Annotated in this window: 20 protein-coding genes, 1 other RNA gene, 1 pseudogene and 1 other annotated feature (1 of these 23 only partly in view); of the genes and pseudogenes, 2 read left to right on the forward strand and 20 right to left on the reverse strand. The window is 45.2% G+C overall.

Annotation, left to right across the window (positions count from 1 at the left end; all coding sequences use genetic code 11):
* Window positions 1–14: 14 nt before the first annotated feature.
* The 8 genes from C1T29_RS15600 to C1T29_RS15635 form a co-directional block, all read right to left on the reverse strand.
* Entirely contained in the window at window positions 15–944 is a 930-nt protein-coding gene (locus C1T29_RS15600) for a peptidase U32 family protein (RefSeq protein ID WP_040082309.1), read from the reverse strand.
* Between the two features lie 5 nt (window positions 945–949).
* A complete protein-coding gene (locus C1T29_RS15605) occupies window positions 950–1,603 on the reverse strand; it encodes an O-methyltransferase (RefSeq protein ID WP_040082308.1) in 654 nt (217 codons plus the stop codon).
* 151 nt (window positions 1,604–1,754) lie between these two features.
* Complete coding sequence (gene mltG, locus C1T29_RS15610) at window positions 1,755–2,837, reverse strand: endolytic transglycosylase MltG (RefSeq protein ID WP_103749957.1); 1,083 nt, start codon at window positions 2,835–2,837, stop codon at window positions 1,755–1,757.
* A 140-nt stretch (window positions 2,838–2,977) separates the two neighbouring features.
* Entirely contained in the window at window positions 2,978–3,259 is a 282-nt protein-coding gene (locus tag C1T29_RS15615) for a DUF1292 domain-containing protein (RefSeq protein ID WP_014664792.1), read from the reverse strand.
* 17 nt (window positions 3,260–3,276) lie between these two features.
* The gene (gene ruvX / locus C1T29_RS15620) at window positions 3,277–3,693 is read right to left on the reverse strand and encodes a Holliday junction resolvase RuvX (RefSeq protein WP_003229795.1); all 417 of its coding nucleotides are present in this window, start codon (window positions 3,691–3,693) and stop codon (window positions 3,277–3,279) included.
* A 7-nt stretch (window positions 3,694–3,700) separates the two neighbouring features.
* Complete coding sequence (locus C1T29_RS15625; RefSeq protein ID WP_003225903.1) at window positions 3,701–3,967, reverse strand: IreB family regulatory phosphoprotein; 267 nt, start codon at window positions 3,965–3,967, stop codon at window positions 3,701–3,703.
* An 84-nt stretch (window positions 3,968–4,051) separates the two neighbouring features.
* Complete coding sequence (gene alaS, locus C1T29_RS15630; RefSeq protein WP_103749956.1) at window positions 4,052–6,688, reverse strand: alanine--tRNA ligase; 2,637 nt, start codon at window positions 6,686–6,688, stop codon at window positions 4,052–4,054.
* A 329-nt stretch (window positions 6,689–7,017) separates the two neighbouring features.
* On the reverse strand, window positions 7,018–8,079 hold the full coding sequence (locus C1T29_RS15635; RefSeq protein WP_040082305.1) for an AI-2E family transporter: 1,062 nt from the start codon (window positions 8,077–8,079) through the stop codon (window positions 7,018–7,020).
* Window positions 8,080–8,181: 102 nt separating this feature from the next.
* Here C1T29_RS15635 and C1T29_RS24870 point away from each other — a divergent pair.
* Window positions 8,182–8,437 (forward strand): annotated as a pseudogene (locus C1T29_RS24870) (amino acid ABC transporter permease); the annotation flags it as partial.
* A 60-nt stretch (window positions 8,438–8,497) separates the two neighbouring features.
* On the opposite strand, the gene C1T29_RS15640 reads toward C1T29_RS24870, so the two are convergent.
* From C1T29_RS15640 to cymR, 8 genes are all read right to left on the reverse strand, one after another.
* Window positions 8,498–8,629 (reverse strand): DUF3918 family protein, encoded by a 132-nt coding sequence (locus tag C1T29_RS15640; RefSeq protein ID WP_014664797.1) that lies wholly within the window; start codon window positions 8,627–8,629, stop codon window positions 8,498–8,500.
* Window positions 8,630–8,650: 21 nt separating this feature from the next.
* The gene (locus C1T29_RS15645; protein ID WP_003225893.1) at window positions 8,651–8,842 is read right to left on the reverse strand and encodes a hypothetical protein; all 192 of its coding nucleotides are present in this window, start codon (window positions 8,840–8,842) and stop codon (window positions 8,651–8,653) included.
* 11 nt (window positions 8,843–8,853) lie between these two features.
* The gene (locus tag C1T29_RS15650) at window positions 8,854–9,378 is read right to left on the reverse strand and encodes a PRC-barrel domain-containing protein (protein ID WP_082032957.1); all 525 of its coding nucleotides are present in this window, start codon (window positions 9,376–9,378) and stop codon (window positions 8,854–8,856) included.
* Window positions 9,379–9,435: 57 nt separating this feature from the next.
* The gene (locus C1T29_RS15655) at window positions 9,436–11,832 is read right to left on the reverse strand and encodes an SF1B family DNA helicase RecD2 (protein WP_040082303.1); all 2,397 of its coding nucleotides are present in this window, start codon (window positions 11,830–11,832) and stop codon (window positions 9,436–9,438) included.
* A 24-nt stretch (window positions 11,833–11,856) separates the two neighbouring features.
* Complete coding sequence (locus tag C1T29_RS15660) at window positions 11,857–12,477, reverse strand: tetratricopeptide repeat protein (RefSeq protein WP_231516582.1); 621 nt, start codon at window positions 12,475–12,477, stop codon at window positions 11,857–11,859.
* 85 nt (window positions 12,478–12,562) lie between these two features.
* Window positions 12,563–13,678: a tRNA 2-thiouridine(34) synthase MnmA gene (mnmA, locus tag C1T29_RS15665; protein WP_004398509.1), complete on the reverse strand. Its 1,116-nt coding sequence runs from the start codon at window positions 13,676–13,678 to the stop codon at window positions 12,563–12,565.
* 27 nt (window positions 13,679–13,705) lie between these two features.
* Window positions 13,706–14,848, reverse strand: a complete 1,143-nt coding sequence (locus C1T29_RS15670; RefSeq protein ID WP_103749955.1) for a cysteine desulfurase family protein — start codon at window positions 14,846–14,848, stop codon at window positions 13,706–13,708.
* An 18-nt stretch (window positions 14,849–14,866) separates the two neighbouring features.
* Window positions 14,867–15,283 carry a cysteine metabolism transcriptional regulator CymR gene (gene cymR, locus C1T29_RS15675; RefSeq protein WP_003225879.1) on the reverse strand — a complete coding sequence of 139 codons (417 nt, stop codon included), beginning with the start codon at window positions 15,281–15,283 and terminating at the stop codon, window positions 14,867–14,869.
* Between the two features lie 202 nt (window positions 15,284–15,485).
* On the opposite strand from cymR, the gene C1T29_RS15680 reads away from it, so the two are divergent.
* Window positions 15,486–16,751, forward strand: a complete 1,266-nt coding sequence (locus C1T29_RS15680) for a replication-associated recombination protein A (RefSeq protein ID WP_071581515.1) — start codon at window positions 15,486–15,488, stop codon at window positions 16,749–16,751.
* Between the two features lie 39 nt (window positions 16,752–16,790).
* On the opposite strand, the gene C1T29_RS15685 is transcribed toward C1T29_RS15680, so the two are convergent.
* The 4 genes from C1T29_RS15685 to hisS all read right to left on the reverse strand — a co-directional run bounded on the left by C1T29_RS15685 (window position 16,791) and on the right by hisS (window position 20,956).
* Window positions 16,791–17,555: a tRNA threonylcarbamoyladenosine dehydratase gene (locus C1T29_RS15685; RefSeq protein ID WP_014664803.1), complete on the reverse strand. Its 765-nt coding sequence runs from the start codon at window positions 17,553–17,555 to the stop codon at window positions 16,791–16,793.
* An 81-nt stretch (window positions 17,556–17,636) separates the two neighbouring features.
* Window positions 17,637–17,829, reverse strand: a non-coding RNA gene (gene ssrS, locus C1T29_RS15690) — 6S RNA.
* A gap of 60 nt (window positions 17,830–17,889) precedes the next feature.
* Window positions 17,890–19,668: an aspartate--tRNA ligase gene (aspS, locus tag C1T29_RS15695; RefSeq protein ID WP_014664805.1), complete on the reverse strand. Its 1,779-nt coding sequence runs from the start codon at window positions 19,666–19,668 to the stop codon at window positions 17,890–17,892.
* A 13-nt stretch (window positions 19,669–19,681) separates the two neighbouring features.
* Window positions 19,682–20,956, reverse strand: coding sequence for a histidine--tRNA ligase (hisS, locus tag C1T29_RS15700; RefSeq protein ID WP_103749954.1), 1,275 nt, complete (start codon window positions 20,954–20,956; stop codon window positions 19,682–19,684).
* Window positions 20,957–21,045: 89 nt separating this feature from the next.
* Window positions 21,046–21,047 (reverse strand) — a binding site (T-box leader); it runs 231 nt beyond the window's last position.

Consider the following 21,047-nt stretch of genomic DNA (forward strand, 5'->3'; position numbering starts at 1 on the left):
TAACCTCCTTTTGATTAATAAACCGTTTCCTTGAAGAAGAATCCGGTATCGATTTTTCTGTTCACTGGCTGGATGCTTTCAATGCGTTCAATCCAGTCTTCTTTTTTCGCTTCGTATTCGTCACGGTCTTCCACGCACAAATCAATTGCTTCTCTGTACATTTTGGTGACTTCTATTAAGTATTCAGGCGTTTTCAGGACACCGTCAATTTTGAAGGAATCAATTCCGGCATCTATCAATTCCTCGAGCTCATCAATGATGCACACATCGTTCGGGCTCATAATATGAGTGCCGTTTTCATCTTCGAAAATCGGATATTTATTATCACGCTCTTTATCGTGCAAAAACATACCAGATTCTTTTTTCTTTCTTTCAATGTCCATGACTTTGCCTTGATATTCAAAATAGTTTCCAATCAAAGAACGCTTCGATTGGAACATGCACGTCATTCCATGCACCTGGATTTCAATTTCGACTTCAGCATTTTCTTTCATTTCGACAATGCTATCCATGTTTAATTCTCTGGCAAGCACAGAACGCGCCGCGCCCTTGCGTCCCCAGTAGTTGCATGTATAGTAGTTGGTGCCTGTTGTTTCTGTACTCCAATGAAGCTTCAGATCAGGCGCAGATTCACGGGCAGCCATCAGCACGGCAGGATCGCCGAATACCGCTGCATCGACACCGGCTTCCGCTAAGAAAGCCAGATATTCGCCAAGCTCACCCACTTTATCGTTATGGAAAATTGCATTTACAGCAACGTATACTTTTGCCCCTTCTTTGTGGGCAATCTCTACGGCTTTCGTTACATCTTCACGAGAAAACTCTCCGGCCAATCTCAAGCCGTATCTCTGTTCCCCAACTAAAAACGCAGTTGCTCCCGCCTGTATGAGCGGCAAAATGTCAGCCGTACTTGTCGGCGTCACTAAGAGCTCTGGTTTTTTCATGACGTTCACCTCTTCTTTTTACTAATCGCAAGTCCGTCCCCGACAGGAATAATCGCAGTTTGGTAATCCGGATGATTCATCAGCCAATGATTATATTCATCAATTTTTGTTATAAGCCTGCGCCTTCTCTTCGGTTCTATTTTGCTGTAATCCTCTGCCACCAGACCTTTAAACAGCACGTTGTCCGTTAAAATCACCCCGTCCGGTGAAAGCATCGGTTCATATAAATGAAAAAAGTTTTGATACTGACCTTTTGCAGCGTCAATAAAAATGACATCGTAAGGCGCAGTTACATGAACGGCGTCAGCTAATTCAAGCGCATCTCCGTAAAAAACATGAATCCGGTCATCAAGCTGAAATTCCTTGATATTGTTTACCGCTTCTTCGTGCCGTTTCTCATTGCGTTCAATTGTATATATTTCAGCAGACGGCAGCTCCAGCGCCATTCGAATGGCAGAATAACCAATGGCCGTTCCGATTTCTAGTATTTTTTTCGGCTGTTTCAGAGACAAAATTTGAAGCAGCACCTCCATGCCCGCTTTTTCCATGATCGGGACATGATGTTCTTCTGCATATGCTTCAAGCTTCTTCACGTTATCCGGCCGAGGCTTTAATAATGCTTCTATATAGTCATTTATTTGTTCATACCGGTCAGTCACTACAAACAGCCTCCCGTTCTAAAAAGGAGTGCCCCAGTCTTATGCACAGGACACTCTCTGAATACATCATGATACATCGGTAAACAACCCGATATATTTTATCATAAAACCTTGCGGAAAGCGAACAAAAGGAGAGCTTTTTGCTCTCCTTTTATTTCTCATTTTTTGAGGAAATGTATTTTTCTTTTGCTTTATTATGCTCTTTTAGTGTTTTTGTAAATACGACCTCACCATTTGATTTGGCCAAGAAGTACAGATAGTCCGTTTTATCCGGATGCAGCGCCGCTTCCCATGACGACATGCCGGCATTGGCGATCGGTCCTGGCGTCAGTCCTGTGTTTTTATACGTATTGTATGGTGAATCGATTTCCAGATCCTTATAAAGAACCCGATCTTTATGCTTGCCTGCCGCGTACAGGACGGTCGGATCTGTTTGGAGCGGCATTTTCTTTTTCAGGCGGTTATAAAAGACGCTCGCAATTTTATGGCGGTCGGCTTTTTCTGTCGCTTCTTCTTCAATTAAAGAAGCCATCGTCAGCAGCTTATGCACAGAAAGTTTGTTTTTCTTTATTTCTGATTTATATGTTTCCACATAAGAATTTGTCTGCTTGATCATTGCCTTGATAATGTCTTCAAGTGATGTGTCCGGATCGTTAAAAGGGTATGTAGCCGGGAATAGGTACCCTTCAAGCGGGTGCTTAATGTTTTGATTGAAAACATCGTTTGTCACAGTGTCCGGGAATTCTTTCTTCAGCTGATTGATAAATGTTTCATCGTCCAGCTTCGCTATGACTTGTTTTTTCGAGTATTTCGTTTCATCAGCAATAGCAGCCGCGATTTGGGTCAGCTGTGCTCCCTCAGTCACTGTGATTTGAAAAGCGTAGCCTGTAGCCCCGCTTGTCAGCTTCTGAATAATGGCATCTAAATCCATTCCTTTATTCAGATGATAGAATCCGGCCTGAAACCCGGAAGCACCTTTATATTTCACATAGTACTGAAATGCCTTCTCGCTTTTTATGACATCATTTTTCTTTAATATCGATGCGATGGCTGAAACAGACGAACCGCTCGGAATGTTAATATTCACTGTCGTTTTACTGTCTTTTTCAACAGGTTCAAGCAATGATTTCCCATATAAAAATGCCCCGCCAATGATGAGAAACAGCACAACAATGGAAGACAGTATGATTCTTTTTTTATTAAAAAACGATTTTTTTTGCTGATTGATATACATTAGGTCTCCTCCCATCAGCTCTTATACTACATGATTCATTGTATTTCGGCAATTTATTACAAAATAAGGGCGAAAGAGGCCTGCAACAAGCAGAAAAAAACCGGAGCAGTATAGCTCCGGCTTTGGTTTGGCACGATGACTTATTCTTCGTCTTCGTCCGCTAGGAATGTGTTTAGTGTTTCTTCGATCATATCCCATTCTTCGTCAGTTTCAATCGGGAATAGCTCACCGTTTTCACCGTCTTCGTTTGGCGTGAAGCTGGAAGCAAGAATTTCTACTTCTTCGTCATCTTTTGATTCGATTGGGTAGTACAATACATAAGACTTGCCAAACTCTTCGTTTTCAAATGTAAACAGCACTTCACAAAGCTGTTCATTTCCTTGCTCGTCAACAATTGTAATATTTTTTTCGCCGTGTTCCATTTTTTTCACCTCTGGCTTTAATTTAAGCTGTCGAGATATCCTTGTAAAATCATGACAGCCGCCATCTTATCAATGACTTTTTTTCGTTTTTGCCTGCTTACGTCAGCTGCAATCAGCATTTTTTCAGCCGCCATTGTGGTAAGACGCTCGTCCCACAGCACAACAGGAACATTGTACGTTGTTTCAAGCACTTTAGCAAATGTTTGGCTGGCTTCGCCTCTCGGGCCGACTGTTCCGTTCATGTTCTTAGGAAAGCCGAGCACGATTTTATCTATAGTATAGTCCTTTATCAGTTCAGATAAACGGGATAAACCATAATCGCCTTCTGCTTCATTTATCTTTATGGTCTCAATGCCTTGAGCAGTCCAGCCCATTTCATCGCTCAGAGCTACACCGAGTGTTTTGGTTCCTAAATCGAGTCCTAATATTCTCATTCTTTATTTACGCCTCTTTATGCTGTTCTAAATAAGACTTTACCAATTCCTCGATTAATTCGTCTCTTTCAAGTTTGCGAATTAAATTGCGAGCGTCACGATGCCTAGGAATATAAGCGGGATCACCTGACAGCAAGTATCCGACAATCTGGTTGATTGGATTGTAGCCCTTTTCCTGAAGCGCGTCATACACTGTAATCAGCACCTCATTTACGTTAGTCTCAGCAGAATCATCGGAGAAATTAAATTTCATCGTTTTATCAAACGAGCTCACCGTTTTGCACCTCTTTCCCAAATTCGCAGGCAAAGTTCAGCCTGGGGTCCTAATCTTACCATCATTCTACACTACATGGGCGAATTATAAAACGGATTTCACCCAATCTTCTACAGAAGCCAAAGCTTCTTCTAGTTTTTCCGGCTGTTTGCCGCCTGCCTGCGCCATGTCCGGACGGCCTCCGCCGCCTCCGCCGCAAACTTCCGCAGCTTGTTTAACCAGCTTGCCGGCATGAAGGCCTTTCTCAATAAGGTCCTTTGTGACTCCGGCAGAAATATTTACTTTATCGTTTTGTACCGCACCAAGCACAATCACCGCAGAGCCAATCTTTGCTTTGAGTTCATCAACCATTGTGCGGAGATGGTTCATGTCTTTAGCATTAACTTTTTCTGCAAGCACGTTTACGCCGCCAACTTCTTTTACTTTCGACAGGATCGCTCCTGCTTCCACGTTGCCTAGTTTCGCAAGAAGAGATTCATTTTCTCTTTGTGCTTCCTTCAGTTCTGCCTGCAAAGCCGCGACCCGTTTCGGCACCTCTTTGATATTTGTTTTCAGCTCGTCAGCAGTCTGCTTCAATACAGAAATCTGGCTGTTCATTTCGACGTAAGCGCCTTGCCCCGTTACAGCTTCAATCCGTCTTGTGCCTGCCCCGATTCCAGATTCAGAAACGATTTTAAACAAGCCGATTTCTGCTGTATTTCTGACATGGCAGCCGCCGCACAGCTCTAAGCTGTAATCCCCAACTTGAACGACACGGACAATATCGCCATATTTTTCGCCGAACAGAGCCATCGCACCCATTTCTTTTGCCTCAGCGATCGGTTTCAAATCAATATTGACCGGGATGCTCGCCCAAATTTTTTCGTTTACGATTCTTTCAATTTGGTCAAGCTCTTCTTTTGTCACTTGGCCAAAGTGTGAGAAGTCAAAACGAAGACGGTTTTCAGTTACAAGAGAGCCCGCCTGATTGACATGAGTTCCAAGAACGTCTTTTAGAGCCTGATGCAATAAATGCGTTGCCGTGTGGTTTTTAATGACGCCGCTTCTCATATGGTCTTCAACTTCAGCAGTAACATGCAAGCCTTTTTGAACAGTACCGCTCTCCACAACACCTTCATGCACATGCTGGCCGTTCGGCGCTTTTTGGACATCTTTAATTCTCACAACTGCCTGCTCGCTGCGGAGATAGCCTTTGTCGCCGATTTGACCGCCGCTTTCTGCATAGAACGGTGTTTCATCAAGAATGAATTGAATGCTTTCGCCTTCATGAGCCTCTTCGATTAATTGGCCGTCCTGAAGAAGCACAATGACATTGGCATCAGCTTTGGTTTGAGAGTAGCCGACAAATGTGCTTTCATCGGTCACATCGCGCAATGCGCCGCCCTGCACCTGCATGCTGCCGACATCCTGGCGGGCGTTTCTTGCCCGTTCTCGCTGCTGGTTCATTTCTTCCTCAAAGCCCTCATGGTCAACCGTCATGTTCTCGTCTTCTGCGTATTCTTCAGTCAATTCAACCGGGAATCCATACGTATCATACAGTTTAAACACATCAGCACCTGAGATGACGCTGCTGCCCTTGTCTTTTTCTTTATTGATCATTTCTGACAGGATCGCAAGCCCTTCATTAAGGGTCTCATGGAACCGTTCTTCCTCGGTTTTAATGACTTTTGCGATGAAATCCGCTTTTTCTTTCACTTCAGGATAGAAATCAGCCATGATTTCTGCGACAACCGGCACTAAATCAAACATGAACGGACGGTGGATGTTGATCGTTTTGGCATAACGGACGGCACGGCGCAATAAGCGTCTTAATACATAGCCGCGGCCTTCATTTGACGGCAGCGCCCCGTCACTGACAGCAAAGGCAACTGTTCTGATATGGTCGGCAATCACTTTAAACGCAGTGTCCTTCACATTGTCTTTGCCGTATGTTTCACCAGAAATCGATTCTGTTGCTTTTATGATCGGAACAAACAAATCGGTATCAAAGTTTGTCGGAACATTCTGGATGACAGATACCATTCTTTCAAGTCCCATGCCTGTATCAATGTTCTTCTTCGGAAGCGGTGTGTACGTGCCGTCAGGGTTATGGTTGAACTCTGAGAACACAAGGTTCCATACTTCTAAGTAACGGTCGTTTTCTCCGCCTGGGTAAAGCTCCGGATCTTCTGGATCATTACCATATGCTTCACCGCGGTCGTAGAAAATCTCCGTGTTCGGTCCGCTCGGCCCTTCACCGATATCCCAGAAGTTCCCTTCCAGACGGATGATTCTTTCTTCAGGAATACCGATTTTTTTCGCCCAAAACTCATACGCCTCTTCATCCTCAGGATGAACCGTAACTGAGAGAAGTTCTTTGTCGAAGCCGATCCACTTATCGCTCGTTAAAAACTCCCAAGCCCATGTAATGGCTTCTTCTTTAAAATAATCGCCGATGGAAAAGTTTCCGAGCATTTCAAAGAAAGTGTGATGGCGCGCAGTTTTACCTACATTTTCTATATCGTTTGTTCTGATCGCTTTTTGAGCGTTTACGATTCTTGGATTTTCCGGCACGACACGGCCGTCAAAATATTTTTTCAGCGTCGCAACACCGCTGTTGATCCAGAGCAGTGAAGGATCCTCATGAGGCACTAATGACGCGCTTGGCTCTACCGCATGCCCTTTTTCTTTAAAGAAATCCAAAAACATTTGACGCACTTCCGCAGAAGTTAAGTGTTTCATTGTATTTCCTCCTCTATAAAAATCGAAATTCTCTTCAGTGACAGCAAAAAAGCCCTCCCCCTATGCAAACCAACGTTTACACAGGGACGAGAGCTGTCTCGCGGTACCACCCTGATTACGGGCTTCATTCGCCCGTCACCTTAAACCCTGTAACGCAGGATGTGCGGCAGTGATTAACTGCACTCAGGATTAGCTTCCTCCGATCTTCTGCTAAAGCTCCTTTCAGCTTATGGAGCTTCTCTCTTTAACAGGGCTTCGGCGTACTCAGATCCGTCACTCGAGATTCGTATGTATTCTACGAGAAATTATAGACAAGCGGCACGCCAATGTCAATGCTCTGTCCTCATCCGCAAAAAATGGATCATCATCACTTTTAAAACAGCCGTCGCAGGAACAGCCAGAATCATCCCGACGATTCCCGCAAGCTCCCCTCCGGCGAGGAGCGCAAGCATGATTACAACCGGATGCATTTTAAGGCTTCTGCCGACAATGAACGGACTAAGGATATTGCCTTCCATAAACTGCAGAATAAACACCGTAATCACCACAACAAGAACCGCCTTCACTGAGATTGTCATCGCAATTAACAATGCAGGAACAGCTCCAATGAAAGGGCCAAAATACGGAATGACATTCGTGATCCCAGAGATAAGGCCGAGTATCAGCGGATACGGAAGCCCAAATACCCAGAACGTAAAGCCGGCAATCACGCCGAGAATCAGGCAGACCAAAAGCTGCCCGCGGATGTAATCTCCAAGAGAGTCATCCACATCGCGCAAAAAGGCGCTGCCACGCTTTCTCCACGACTTCGGAGTCAGGTACCATACCGTCTTTTTCATTAGCTCAATGTCCTTTACCATATAAAATACAAGAAAAGGGATCGTTGCCGCAATTAAGAAATAATCAAGCACGTTTCGGATTCCGCTGATCGCACCCTCGATCGTTCCAGCAAAAAACGCCTCCGTCTGGCTGATCATTTTATCTATACGGTGATGCATACCATCAGGCCAATCATCCGTATGATTATGCACATGAAGAAGGAGCCCGTTATACGTTTCGGCAAACATCGGTATATTTTCTGACAACTCCGTCAGCTGCACGATGAGAACAGGCACTCCCTTATACAGCGCCCAGCCAATCCCGCCAAAAAAAAGAACATAAATCACCAAGATGCTCAAAGTCCTAGGCAATCCTTTGCCATGCAGCCATTCTGTGACCGGAAGCAATAAATAAGATATAAAAATGGAAATAATCAAGGGAATAAAGATCGTTTTTATGACGTACCAAAAGGGTGTCCATAACATATCAAGCATAAAAAAGACGTAGACTGTTAACAGAACCAGCAAACAAATGGCCACCCATAACAAAAGCTGCACCGGTTTTTGAAGCATCTGCTTTCACCTCACCTATATCTTTTGAGGTTTACACAGAATTATTCTTTTATGTTTTCAGCCAGTCCTAAGTCGTGGACATTTTTTCAGATCGTTTAGTGTGTTTTTAAATCCGCTATGCTATCTGAAATTACCCGAAGCGACTGATAGAAGCGTCGTGCTCCACCGGGCTGAGCTACACTGACTTTGTTCTTTTCATGCCGCAAGCGCTTCGCTGCATGGTTCCGCCCATTAGATACATCGCTTGCTGTTGTGATTGCTCTGCCCGAACTGATCAGACGGCGATTATTTTTTTCGATCTTTTTACTTACGGCACCTTATGTATGTGGCAGTCAATTACTTCCTTTCACTCGCAGCAAGCGCCTTGAGGCACGGCAAATATAGAAAAGGATACTCTTTAGAGAGTATCCTTTTTGCATTAAAACATTTTCATCATTCTTCTTCTCATCCGCTTCATGCTTCGATTATTCAGCATGTCAGATTGAGTCGCCATTCGGTACACGAGAGCTCCGGCTCCCATTGCCAAAAGAGAAGTCATCGTCCGATTCATCCTGCGCATCTCCTTTCATGATTAAAAATTGATGCTGCGTTCATCCTCAGAAAACAAATCATCCAAGCTGCTTAACGTTCCGTCTTCTTCCACCTGATGAGTTGCAATCTTCCCTTTCGCCACTGTCAGTTCAATAAAACAGCCCCAGCAATAATATTGGTTCACGCCGATTTTCCCGATATCCTTACTTTTGCAATTCGGGCATATAAGCATATCTCACACCTCTATCCGTTCAGAACGATCTCGTCTTTCCGCACCTCGACAAGCGAATCCGCTCTTTGGATCTGGCGCTTGCTTCCCGCCAGGTCAGAAAAGAAACCGTCCGAGAGTTCATATGCTACGATTATGCCCCTGTCCAAACAAAAGTATACATCTTCCAGCATCCCCAATATATCCCCCTCTTGCGATTTCACAAGCTTCATTTTCATCTGTTCGTATGTGAAGCATGATTTCGGAAGAGGCAGAAGCTGTTCTGAACTGACCGAAGCCAATATGCGGTCATCAAGAACGGAAGAGATATCACACGCCCGTAATAGCGCATGATGATGATGCAAAAACCGTTTTTGTGCAAGAATAAACCCGAGACAATCTCCCTGCAGAGAAAAACAAATATCAGAAATTGCCCCGAGATAACAAGAAGTTCGTTCTGAGTATACTGGGAATCCTTCTACTTCATGGCATGTTCTCAAAGTGTGATCAACCACCTTTTGTTGAACAGGCTTAGGTTTTGCTTTGCGCCTTAGACTCATACGATGAAATCAATTCCACTGCAAATGAAAAAAACTCCCGCTTACACGGGAGCATGTTTACAGCTGTTCTTCTTTCATAAAATCAAATGGTGTAATGCCTTCCATGCCAATGTTGGCGTCGTGTACGCTGAATGGGAGCTCTTTTTGGAGAGCCTCAAGCTCGGCATCCATTTCCTCAACCTGTACGGACAGCCTGTTTTTTAAGGAGGTCTGTCTGACAGTTGCATCATTATTTTTCACGCCCCACTCCAGCGCCTCCTCTTCCCCGCATAAAATGAGAAATTTCTTCGCTCTTGTAATCGCGGTATAAAGAAGGTTTCTTCTGAGCATTCTATAGTAGCCTTTCACAACAGGCAAAACCACAATCGGAAATTCACTTCCCTGCGATTTATGAATAGAACAGCAATACGCATGGGTAAATTGATTAAAATCTTTTTTCGTAAACGTCATTTCATTGCCATCAAAAGAAACGACGGCCATGTCTTCTTTTTCTGTATTTTCCTTTGCATAAAATATCGACGTAATTTCGCCAATATCTCCGTTGAATACATTGTTTTCCGGTTGATTGACAAGCTGCAAAATTTTATCTCCGGTTCTGTAGACAACATCCCCGAACTTCAATTCTCTCCGTTTTTCTTTAGGAGGATTTAAAATATCCTGCAGCATCACATTCAACTCATTGATGCCGGCTTTTCCTCTGTACATCGGAGCGAGGACCTGAATGTCCTTTGCCGTATAGCCTTTTTTCAATGCATTGGCGACAACTTTTTCAACAACTTCTTTAATTTGCGAGCCTCCGCAGCGAATAAAGGATCGGTCCTTTGTGGGGGCAGTCAAATTGTTCGGCAGCAATCCATTTTTCATCTGGTGGGCAAGCTCGACGATTGATGACCCCTCAGCCTGGCGGTAGATGTCTGTCAGTCTCACCGTGGGAATCACCTGGGATGCCAGTAGGTCTCTCAGCACTTGGCCCGGACCTACAGAAGGCAGCTGGTCTTCGTCTCCGACAATGATGATTTGGATATGATCAGGGATCGCCTTGAACAGATGGTTCGCCAGCCATATATCAAGCATGCTGGCTTCATCGATTATTAACAGCTTCCCTTCAATCGGCTCATCCTCTGTATGGGAAAAGCCTTCAGCGCCGTTCCAGCCAAGCAGCCTGTGTATCGTGACTGCAGGAAGTCCCGTTGATTCACTCATTCGTTTTGCTGCTCTCCCTGTCGGAGCGGCCAAAACAATCGGAAAAGCTTCATCCTTTTTATAAGCTGACGGGTCTAGTGACACACCGTGAAGCTCTCCGTAGAGCTCGACAATCCCTCTGATAACCGTCGTTTTCCCTGTTCCTGGGCCGCCTGTTAAAAGAAGCATCGGCGAGGAAAGGGCTTTTTGAATCGCTTCCTTCTGGCTGGGGGCATACTGAACGTTCATCCGTTCTTCCAATTCCCCCAAAGCGAGCAGAAATTCTGATTCGGGAAACTGGTCATCATATTCAGTTTGGCTTGCGATATGTTTCACTCGCTTAGCAACATTTTGTTCAGCGTAAAACAGCGATGGGAAATAACAGCGTCCATCTTCTATGACAATGTCTTTATTTTCTCCAAGAGCAATAATCGCGTTAGCGGCATCCATTTCTGTGATGCGCTGATCTTCCTTTGCTGACTGGTTTAACAGTGATTGGGTGTCGATGATCAGCTGCTCCGTTTCTATGTACGTGTGCCCCTCTGACAGACAAGTCGTTTCAAGCGTGTACAGAATCGCAGCTTTTACCCGCTCAGGATGATTACCCGAAAGACCCATTCTGCCGCCCAGCTCATCCGCTTTTCCAAACCCGATGCCTTCTACGTCCTTCACAAGCTGATAAGGATTTTCTTGAATCTTTTCAAGCGTCTCGGATTCATAGGCTTGATAGATTTTCATGGACAGCTGCGGGCCAAAGCCAAACTGGTTCAGGGAAATCATGATTTGCTCCAGCCCCTGATGCCGCTGCAAGGCACCGGCCAGCGTGTCTGCTTTCTTTTTTGAGAGCCTCGGAACATCATAAAGCACTGAAGCGTCAGCCAATATTTTGTTAATGGCGCTGTCGCCCAGCTTTTTCACAATTTCTTCAGCTGTTTTTTTGCCGATTCCCTCGAATAAGTCACTCGATAAATATTGTATGATGCCTTCCTTAGTCGTCGGTATCTCTTTTTTAAAATGCTCCGCTTGAAATTGGAGCCCGAATTTCGGGTGTGTTACGATCTTTCCGTAAAACGTGTAGGTCTCTTCTTCTTGAAGCGCAGGGAAGTAGCCCGTCACGGATACGGCTTTATCTTCTATGGCTTCGGAGGTCTCTGTTACTTTCACTTTCAGAACCGTATATAAATTGGTGTCATTATGATAGATGACTGTGTTAACTGTCCCTTTTAAATAGGGCTCTTCCTCCAGTTTAAGCTGATCCGGATGCTGCTGCACGAGCTGTCCCTCCTCCTGTGCCTGTTATGATGGGTCGATCAGTTTTTTAGCATGAAGCGCAAGCATATGGTCTGGCTGGATATCGATCGCCTTGTCCAGCATTTCCAGCGCTTTTTCTCGATTTTCTTTATAAGCATAAGCGACACCGGCATTATAAAATGCATCTGCATGCCCGGGATCTTGCTCTGTTACAGCTGCGAACTGGCTGAGCGCTTCGTCCAGCATGCCCTCATTGGCTAAGCACATCCCGAATTGAAAGCGTGCTTCCGTATCGTTTTCATTCAGCTCAACCGCTCTTTGTAAATATGGCAGTGCAAGCTTAGGCTGTTCGAGCTTGACAAGAACCGTTCCGAGCATGTAAAACAGGTCGCCGTTTTCCATCCCCGCACGAAGCGCTTTTTCAAACATGTCTTTCGCTTCTTTGTACATTTCTTTTACAACATAGACATTTCCTGCTCCATAATAAGCAGTGGCTGCGCTATTGTCTAATTCAAGCGCTTTATCATAAAACGCAAGCGCACGTTCCAGCTCGTTTACGGATGAAAGCAGGTTGGCAAAATTGATATACGGCATCGCGTCTTCTTTATTTTCTTCAATCGCTTTTGTAAATGCCTCTGCCGCTTTCTCGTAATCGCCTTCCTGCATCGCCTCTATACCGAGTTGATTATAATCCACCGATCATCTTCCTTTCACTAAAAAACCCCAACTCAGTGTTGAGGTTTTTCATCTTTTATACGTACCACAATTTTGTTCCGTCTTTGTACACATCATCAATTGTCCCGCCGCCAAGGCATTCTTCACCGTCATAGAAGACAACGGCTTGTCCCGGCGTTACAGCTCTGACTTGTTCATCAAAGATGACTTCCGCTTCACCTTCGCCAGTCATGCGCACCGTCACTTTATGATCTTCTTGGCGGTAACGGAATTTAGCCGTGCAGGAAATCTCTTCACCCTTCATGATATCCGAACGTACCCAGCTGATATTTGTTGCTGTGATTTTGTCGGAATATAAAAGCGGGTTATGGAACCCTTGATCTACGTAGAGGATGTTCTTTTCAAGATCTTTCCCTACCGCAAACCACGGCTCGCCGCTTCCGCCGATGCCAAGGCCGTGACGCTGTCCGATCGTGTAGTACATCAACCCGTCGTGGCGGCCTTTAACTTCGCCGTCCATCGTCATCATATCGCCCGGCTGTGCAGGGAGATATTGGCTGAGAAACGTTTTAAAGTTACGCTCGCCGATAAAGCAGATGCCTGTACTGTCTTTTTTCGTCGCCGTTGCAAGTTCTGCTTCTTTGGCGATTTCACGCACACGGCTTTTTTGAAGCTCGCCAATCGGGAACATGACTTTGCTCAGCGTATCTTCTGTCAGCTGATTCAAAAAGTACGTTTGATCCTTGTTTTCATCAATGCCGCGCAGCATTCTGACTTTTCCGCCGCTTCTGTCTACTCTTGCATAGTGGCCAGTCGCTAAATAGTCGGCGCCAAGTGACAATGCATGCTCCAAAAAGGCCTTGAATTTAATTTCTTTGTTGCACAGTACATCCGGGTTTGGTGTTCTGCCTGCTTTATATTCATCAAGGAAGTATTGGAATACCTTCTCATAATATTGCTTTTCAAAGTTTACGGCATAATACGGGATTCCGATTTGGTTGCAGACGCGGATCACATCTTCATAATCCTCTGTCGCCGTGCAAAAACCGTTTTCGTCCGTGTCATCCCAGTTTTTCATAAAGATTCCGATTACATCATAGCCCTGTTCTTTTAACAGCAGGGCCGCCACAGATGAGTCTACTCCGCCGGACATGCCGACGACGACTCTTGTATCCTCCGGCCGTTTTTCCATTTCATTCACTCCAATAACTAAGCCGCCTTATTGTGTCAGTCGTTTGACAACGTCGGCCACATGTTTGGCAGCAGTTTTCACTTGCTCAGCCGTATTGCCGAGGCCGAAGCTGATTCGAATAGAGGACGTCAGCCTGTCACTCTCTTCTCCGAACATAGCAGTCAGAACATGTGACGGCAGGACTGAACCGGCCGTGCACGCTGAACCGCTTGAGACAGCGACACCCGCCATATCAAGATTGACCAGCAGCGCTTCCACTGACACACCGGGGAAATAAAGATTCAAAACATGGGGCAGACTATGCTCTTTGTCCCCGTTGATCTCGAATGCCACACCTGCATTTTTAATCGTGTCGGCAAAGATTGCTTTAAACGATTGATACTTCTCGTTTTTTTCGTCCCGTTCTTCACTTGACAGCTTAATCGCTTCTTTCAGCCCGACAATGCCCGGAACATTTTCTGTTCCGGCACGGCGTTTTCTTTCTTGCTCTCCTCCGAATAATAGCGGTGAAAGCTTCACATCTTTACTCGCATATAAAAAGCCTGTCCCTTTTGGCCCGTTGAGCTTGTGCCCGGAAACAGACAGAAGATCAATATGGCTGTTTTTCACATCAATTGGCAGCAACCCGAACGCCTGAACAGCATCGGTATGAAAATACGCTTTGTGTTCCTTCAGCAGCTCACCGATTTCATCGATCGGCTGCACTGTTCCGACTTCATTATTTCCATACATCACTGTCACAAGGATTGTATCATCACGCAGTGCTTCTTTCACCTGTTTTGCACTGACTCTTCCATTTTGGTCAACGTCCAGATACGTTATGTCAAATCCGTCTTCCTCAAGTTTTTCACATGTGTGAAGCACAGCATGATGTTCAATTTTTGTCGTGATGATATGTCTGCCCAGATCTTTTCTTGCAAGCGCGGTTCCCATAATCGCCAAGTTATCAGCTTCCGTGCCCCCGCTTGTAAAAATGATCTCCTGCTCTGCCGCTCCGATTTCTGCTGCAATCTGCGCTCTTGCTTCATCCACCCATTTTCGAGATTCTCTGCCAAATGAGTGAATACTGGATGGATTACCGAAACTTCCTGAAAAATGCGGTATCATTTTTTCCAGCACGCGCTCATCCATCGGAGATGTTGCGGCATGATCTAAATAAATCCGTTCCATAATGTTTACACCTCTGATCTAAATATAGAACATATAAGCTTCTTGCTCTCCGTCTGTATAGCTGGCAAGATCCTCTAATGTTGTACTGTCTAAAACCTCTTTTACAGCGTCTCGGATGCGAATCCAAAGTTCACGCTTGGCAGGCTCCTCATCTTCCAGCACTTCAACAGGGCTGATCGGCCCCTCTAGCACACGGATAATATCTCCCGCCGTAATGGCATCCGGCTCACTGCCTAATACATATCCGCCATATGCGCCTCTGATGCTTTTCACTAAACCGGCATTACGGAGCGGCGATACCAGCTGCTCCAAATAATGCTCGGACAAATTATTCGTCTGTGCGATGCTTTTTAATGAAGTCGGGCCCTCACCATGCTTTTTTGCAAGCTCGATCATAATGGTGAGCCCGTATCTTCCCTTAGTTGATATTTTCAACATGAACACCTCTGTTATTTCATGATTTTCCACATTTATAATGGTAATTACTATATGTTTCGTCCGTTTATTATCTAATAGACCAACTGTTATTATAACATACCTTCAGCGAATTTTCATTGAGGCAAAAGGAAACGGGCCTTTCCCCTTTTCTAATGTACGGTTTTCCGTTACCCTGTAATTAAGTAAGGAGAGATGATAGATGAAGCCATTGGCATATCGGATGCGTCCGACAAAAATAGAGGATATTATCGGCCAGCAGCATCTGGTGGCTGAAGATAAAATTATCGGCAGAATGGTCCAGGCAAAACATTTGTCATCCATGATTTTGTACGGGCCGCCCGGAATTGGAAAAACATCAATCGCCACAGCAATCGCCGGTTCGACAAGTATAGCTTTTCGAAAGCTGAATGCTGTCATTAACAATAAAAAAGATATGGAAATCGTCGCCCAGGAAGCCAAAATGTCAGGCCAGGTGATTTTGATTCTGGATGAAGTCCACAGGCTGGATAAAGGAAAACAAGATTTTCTATTGCCCTATTTAGAAAATGGGATGATCATTTTGATCGGAGCAACCACGGCTAACCCGTATCATGCCATTAATCCGGCGATCAGAAGCCGGACCCAGATTTTTGAGCTTGAGCCGTTAACACCTGAACTGATCAAACAAGCGCTGGAAAGGGCCCTTCATGATGAACATCGAGGCCTCGGCACATATTCTGTATCCATTGATGATCAGGCGATGGAGCATTTTGCTCACGGATGCGGAGGAGATGTCCGCTCCGCTTTAAATGCACTTGAGCTGGCCGTGTTGTCAACGAAGGAGTCAGCAGACGGTGTGATTCATATTACATTAGAAACCGCGGAAGAATGTCTGCAGAAAAAGAGCTTTTCTCACGATAAAGATGGTGATGCGCATTATGATGTGCTATCCGCTTTTCAAAAATCGATCCGCGGCTCTGATGCCAACGCTGCTCTTCACTATTTGGCAAGATTAATTGAAGCCGGTGATCTGGAGAGCATCGCAAGACGCCTGCTCGTCATCGCCTATGAAGATATCGGCTTAGCAAGCCCGCAAGCCGGTCCGAGAGTGCTGCACGCTATTCAGACCGCTGAGCGAGTCGGTTTTCCCGAAGCGCGAATCCCGCTGGCCAACGCAGTCATTGAGCTTTGCCTCTCACCGAAATCAAACTCAGCCATTCTGGCAATTGATGAGGCTCTGGCTGATATCAGAGCCGGAAAAATCGGTGATGTACCGAAGCATTTAAAGGACGCGCATTATAAAGGAGCTCAGGAATTAGGAAGAGGAATCGACTATAAATACCCGCACAATTACGACAATGGATGGGTCGAACAGCAATATCTCCCTGATCCTTTAAAGAATAAGCAATACTACAAGCCGAAACAGACAGGAAAGTTCGAATCCGCCTTAAAGCAGGTGTACGACAAATTAATGAAAAGAAAATAAAACAAAAACAGCCTTGCTCTTCAAGGCTGTTTTTATGCGTTATTTATCCTTTACGCGTTTGATTTCAATGTCTTTCAAAAGATCCATGACAACATGTCCGCCCATAATCAAGCCTGCGACTGACGGCACAAACGCATTAGAGGATGGCGGCATTTTCGCTTTACGGATTTTCGCTTCGTCATTTCCCACTTCTTTTCTGACATCTTCCCGAATGACAATCGGGCTTTCGTCAGAAAAAATCACTTGAACGCCTTTTTTGATGCCCTCTTTGCGTAATCTCGTACGGACGACCTTCGCAATTGGATCAGTGTGCGTCTTTGAAATATCTGCAATTTGGAAGCGTGTCGGGTCCGTTTTGTTCGCGGCACCCATGCTGGAAATGAGCGGAATATCCCGTTTCAGACATTCTTTCATTAAATGGATTTTATAATGAATCGTGTCTGACGCGTCAATGACATAGTCGAGATTATAGTCAAAAAATTGCTCATACGTTTCTTCCGTATAGAACATTTTTAACGCGATCACTTCGCACTCCGGGTTAATGTCAGCGATCCGCTCCTTCATTAAATCAACTTTCGGCTGTCCGACAGTTGAAAGCAGTGCGTGAAGCTGACGGTTTACATTTGTAATGTCCACATCATCTTTGTCGACAAGCAGAATGCGGCCGACGCCTGACCGCGCGAGCGCTTCCGCCGCGAACGACCCGACTCCGCCAACCCCAAGCACAGCCACCGTGCTGTTTTTCAGCGTTTCAAGGCCTTCTTTTCCGATAGCTAATTCATTGCGTGAAAACTGGTGTAACAAGAACCTCACTCCACATTCGTATTCTGGTTTCATCTATAAAATGGCTGATCCATGAGCAGCCGTTTTTCTGCGCACAAAAAATAAAGTCCCAATAGTGCCGTTGCAGCTTTCCTTTGTTTTGAACCCGCTCTCAGCAGGTGGGTGCCCTCTTTTAAATCTTGTAAGTCCTCTTTACCGAATGAAAAGAGGCATGTACGCCATTTAAAAATGCGGGCTCCCAAATCAAAAAAATGTTCGGTCAAAACTAGGTGTACAACTAACACATCAGGACTTTATTTAACTTGTCAAAATCATATCACAGACGATTTTGATTTTCAAGAATCGAACTGCACATTCAGTTCTTAACTTTTTTCTTGATAGAAAGATGAAGCTCATCAAGCTGAGCATCGCTTACTTCGCCTGGCGCTTCTGTCATCAAGCAGCTTGCGCTTGCCGTTTTCGGAAATGCAATCGTATCTCTCAGGTTCGTACGTCCAGCTAGAAGCATAACGAGACGGTCTAAGCCGAGTGCGATTCCGCCGTGCGGAGGAGCGCCGTATTCAAATGCTTCCAGCAGGAATCCGAACTGTTCAGCCGCTTCTTCTGGTGAGAAGCCGAGAAGCGCAAACATTTTTTCCTGAATATCCTTTTCGAAAATACGGATTGAACCGCCGCCAAGCTCATAGCCGTTTAAAACGAGGTCATAGGCTTGTGCTTTCATGTCTTCAGGCGCTGTTTCAATCAGCTCAAGGTCTTCGCGGACAGGCATTGTGAACGGATGGTGCGCTGCGTAAAAACGGCCTTCTTCCGGATCATGCTCTAATAGCGGCCAGTCGATGACCCATAAGAAATTGAACAATTTTTCATCAATCAATCCGCGTTCTTTCCCAAGCTTTAAGCGCAGGGCGCCGAGTGATGCGGCCACAACTTCAAATTGATCCGCTCCGAACAGCAGCAAATCACCTTCAGCAGCATCAAGTGCTTCAATCAGCTTAGACTGCTTTTCTTCATCAAAGAATTTAGCGATCGGGCCTTTCACTCCGTCTGCCTCAACTTTCACCCAGGCAAGCCCTTTTGCCCCGTAGTTTGCAGCAAAAGCGCCAAGAGCGTCGATGTCTTTTCGTGAGTAGTCGCCGGCACCGTCTTTTACGTTGATGGCTTTGACCACGCCGCCGTTTGCTACAGCTGATGAGAACACTTTAAATTCCGTATCCTTTACAATGTCAGACACATCCGTCAATAGCATGTTAAAACGCGTATCCGGTTTATCAGAACCGTACTTGTTCATTGCTTCGTCATACGTCATTCGAGGAAGAGGAAGCTTAAGTTCCACACCTTTTGTTTCACGCATAACCTTTGCCATCATCTCCTCAGCCAATGACATAATGTCTTCCTGGCTCATAAAGGACATTTCAATATCAATTTGCGTAAACTCAGGCTGGCGGTCCGCACGCAAGTCTTCATCGCGGAAACAGCGGGCAATTTGATAATATCGCTCAATGCCTGATACCATCAGAAGCTGTTTAAATAGCTGCGGGGACTGCGGCAGCGCGTAGAACTCACCTTCGTGCACACGGCTCGGCACCAAGTAGTCACGTGCGCCTTCAGGCGTGCTTCCTGTTAAAATCGGCGTTTCAATATCAAGAAACCCGTTTTCATCTAAAAAGCTGCGAACAGCTTTCGTCACGTTATGGCGCAGCTGCATCGTCTGGAACATAGCCGGTCTGCGTAAATCTAAGTAACGGTGTTTTAAACGAACGTCCTCTGATACCTCTTCTGCTTGATCAGAAATCGCAAATGGAGGTGTCTTTGCAGCATTTAAAACGTTCACTCCATCAGCATGAATTTCGATCGCGCCTGTTTTCAAATTCGGATTAACTGTTCCCTCTTCACGCGCCACCACTTTCCCTTGAATATCAAGCACGTATTCATTTCTGATGCCTTCCGCAATAGCAAGCGCTTCTTTTGACACATCAGGGTTAAAAACGACTTGAACAATTCCCGTACGGTCACGCAAGTCAATAAAAATCAATCCGCCGAGGTCCCGTCTTTTTTGGACCCAGCCTTTCAGCGTTACAGATTCACCGATTGCTTGTTCAGTTATTTCACCGCAATAATATGTTCTACCAAACAATGTGTTCCACTCCTTATCCCTTTTGGTTTGCCTTCATTACATGTATAAATTCATCAAGTGCCACTTCAATCTGTTCGCCCGTCTGTGCATCCTTTACATTGATTTTGTTTTGGGCCAGCTCATCTTCACCCAAAATCGCAATAAATCTCGCATTCAAGCGGTCAGCTGTTTTAAACTGGCCTTTCAATTTCTTATTTTCATAATCGATTTCACTGGAAATGCCTGCTTCTCTCAGTTTGTACACCAATGAAACAGAATAATCCTTGGCTTTTTCGCCGAGTGTGACGATATAGCAGTCGATCCCCTTATCAACAGGCAGCTCTCTTTTTTCAGCATCAATTGCGGCAAGCAGGCGTTCGATGCTCATCGCAAATCCGATGCCCGGAGCTTCAGGTCCGCCGATCTGTTCGACAAGTCCGTCGTAGCGTCCGCCGCCGGCAAGTGTCGTAATCGCGCCGAAGCCCTCCGCATTGCTCATAATTTCAAATGCGGTGTGGTTGTAATAATCCAGCCCCCTCACAAGGTTCGGATCAATTTCATACGAAATGCCAAGATCGTTTAAGTATTGTTTCACTTTCTCAAAATAAACGGCTGATTCTTCATTTAAATATGTCAAAATCGAAGGTGCCGATTTCATCAGCTCATGATCACGGTCTTTTTTGCAGTCCAAAATTCTAAGCGGATTTGTGTGCAGCCGTGACTGGCAGTCTGAACAAAATTCTTCGATGCGAGGCTCGAAGTGTTTCACGAGCGCTTCTCTGTAGCTTTTGCGGCTAGCTTGATCGCCGAGGCTGTTTATGACAAGCTTAACGTTTTCTAAACCTGCTTTTTCATAAATACTCATCGCAAGCGCCATCACTTCAGCGTCTATTGCTGGGTCTTTCGAGCCAATCGCTTCAATTCCAAACTGATAAAACTGGCGGTAACGGCCCGTCTGAGGACGTTCATAACGGAACATCGGCCCTACATAATAAAGCTTTGTCGGCTGTACAGGATTTGCGAACAGCTTGTTTTCATTAAAAGCGCGAACCGCAGCAGCTGTTCCCTCCGGACGAAGCGTCAGGCTTCTGCCTTTGCGGTCCTCGAAGGTATACATTTCTTTTTGTACGATATCTGTTGATTCTCCGACGCCTCTGGCAAACAGTTCTGTATGCTCAAAAATCGGTGTGCGGATTTCTTTATATTGATAAGTGCGGCAAGTGTCTCTCATAATTTGTTCAACAAACTGCCAGCGATCTGATTCTCCAGGCAGAATATCCTGTGTTCCTCTTGGAATGTTATATCCCATAAGTAGACCTCCTTATGTATTCCTTTTAAAATATACAATTTTCGTTCATGATGAAAATGAAAAAAACTCCCGCCCCTACTATACATGATAG

Source organism: Bacillus sp. MBGLi79 (assembly GCF_002953915.1).

Excerpts from the sequence above, each read along its gene's own strand:
- C1T29_RS15600 (WP_040082309.1), bottom strand. The coding sequence starts at position 944 with ATGAAAAAACCAGAGCTCTTAGTGACGCCGACAAGTACGGCTGACATT.
- mltG (WP_103749957.1), bottom strand. The coding sequence starts at position 2,837 with ATGTATATCAATCAGCAAAAAAAATCGTTTTTTAATAAAAAAAGAATC.
- C1T29_RS15615 (WP_014664792.1), bottom strand. The coding sequence starts at position 3,259 with ATGGAACACGGCGAAAAAAATATTACAATTGTTGACGAGCAAGGAAAT.
- ruvX (WP_003229795.1), bottom strand. The coding sequence starts at position 3,693 with ATGAGAATATTAGGACTCGATTTAGGAACCAAAACACTCGGTGTAGCT.
- alaS (WP_103749956.1), bottom strand. The coding sequence starts at position 6,688 with ATGAAACACTTAACTTCTGCGGAAGTGCGTCAAATGTTTTTGGATTTC.
- C1T29_RS15635 (WP_040082305.1), bottom strand. The coding sequence starts at position 8,079 with ATGCTTCAAAAACCGGTGCAGCTTTTGTTATGGGTGGCCATTTGTTTG.
- C1T29_RS15640 (WP_014664797.1), bottom strand. The coding sequence starts at position 8,629 with ATGAATCGGACGATGACTTCTCTTTTGGCAATGGGAGCCGGAGCTCTC.
- C1T29_RS15645 (WP_003225893.1), bottom strand. The coding sequence starts at position 8,842 with ATGCTTATATGCCCGAATTGCAAAAGTAAGGATATCGGGAAAATCGGC.
- C1T29_RS15650 (WP_082032957.1), bottom strand. The coding sequence starts at position 9,378 with ATGAGTCTAAGGCGCAAAGCAAAACCTAAGCCTGTTCAACAAAAGGTG.
- C1T29_RS15660 (WP_231516582.1), bottom strand. The coding sequence starts at position 12,477 with ATGCAGGAAGGCGATTACGAGAAAGCGGCAGAGGCATTTACAAAAGCG.
- mnmA (WP_004398509.1), bottom strand. The coding sequence starts at position 13,678 with ATGGAAAAACGGCCGGAGGATACAAGAGTCGTCGTCGGCATGTCCGGC.
- C1T29_RS15670 (WP_103749955.1), bottom strand. The coding sequence starts at position 14,848 with ATGGAACGGATTTATTTAGATCATGCCGCAACATCTCCGATGGATGAG.
- C1T29_RS15680 (WP_071581515.1), top strand. The coding sequence starts at position 15,486 with ATGAAGCCATTGGCATATCGGATGCGTCCGACAAAAATAGAGGATATT.
- hisS (WP_103749954.1), bottom strand. The coding sequence starts at position 20,956 with ATGGGATATAACATTCCAAGAGGAACACAGGATATTCTGCCTGGAGAA.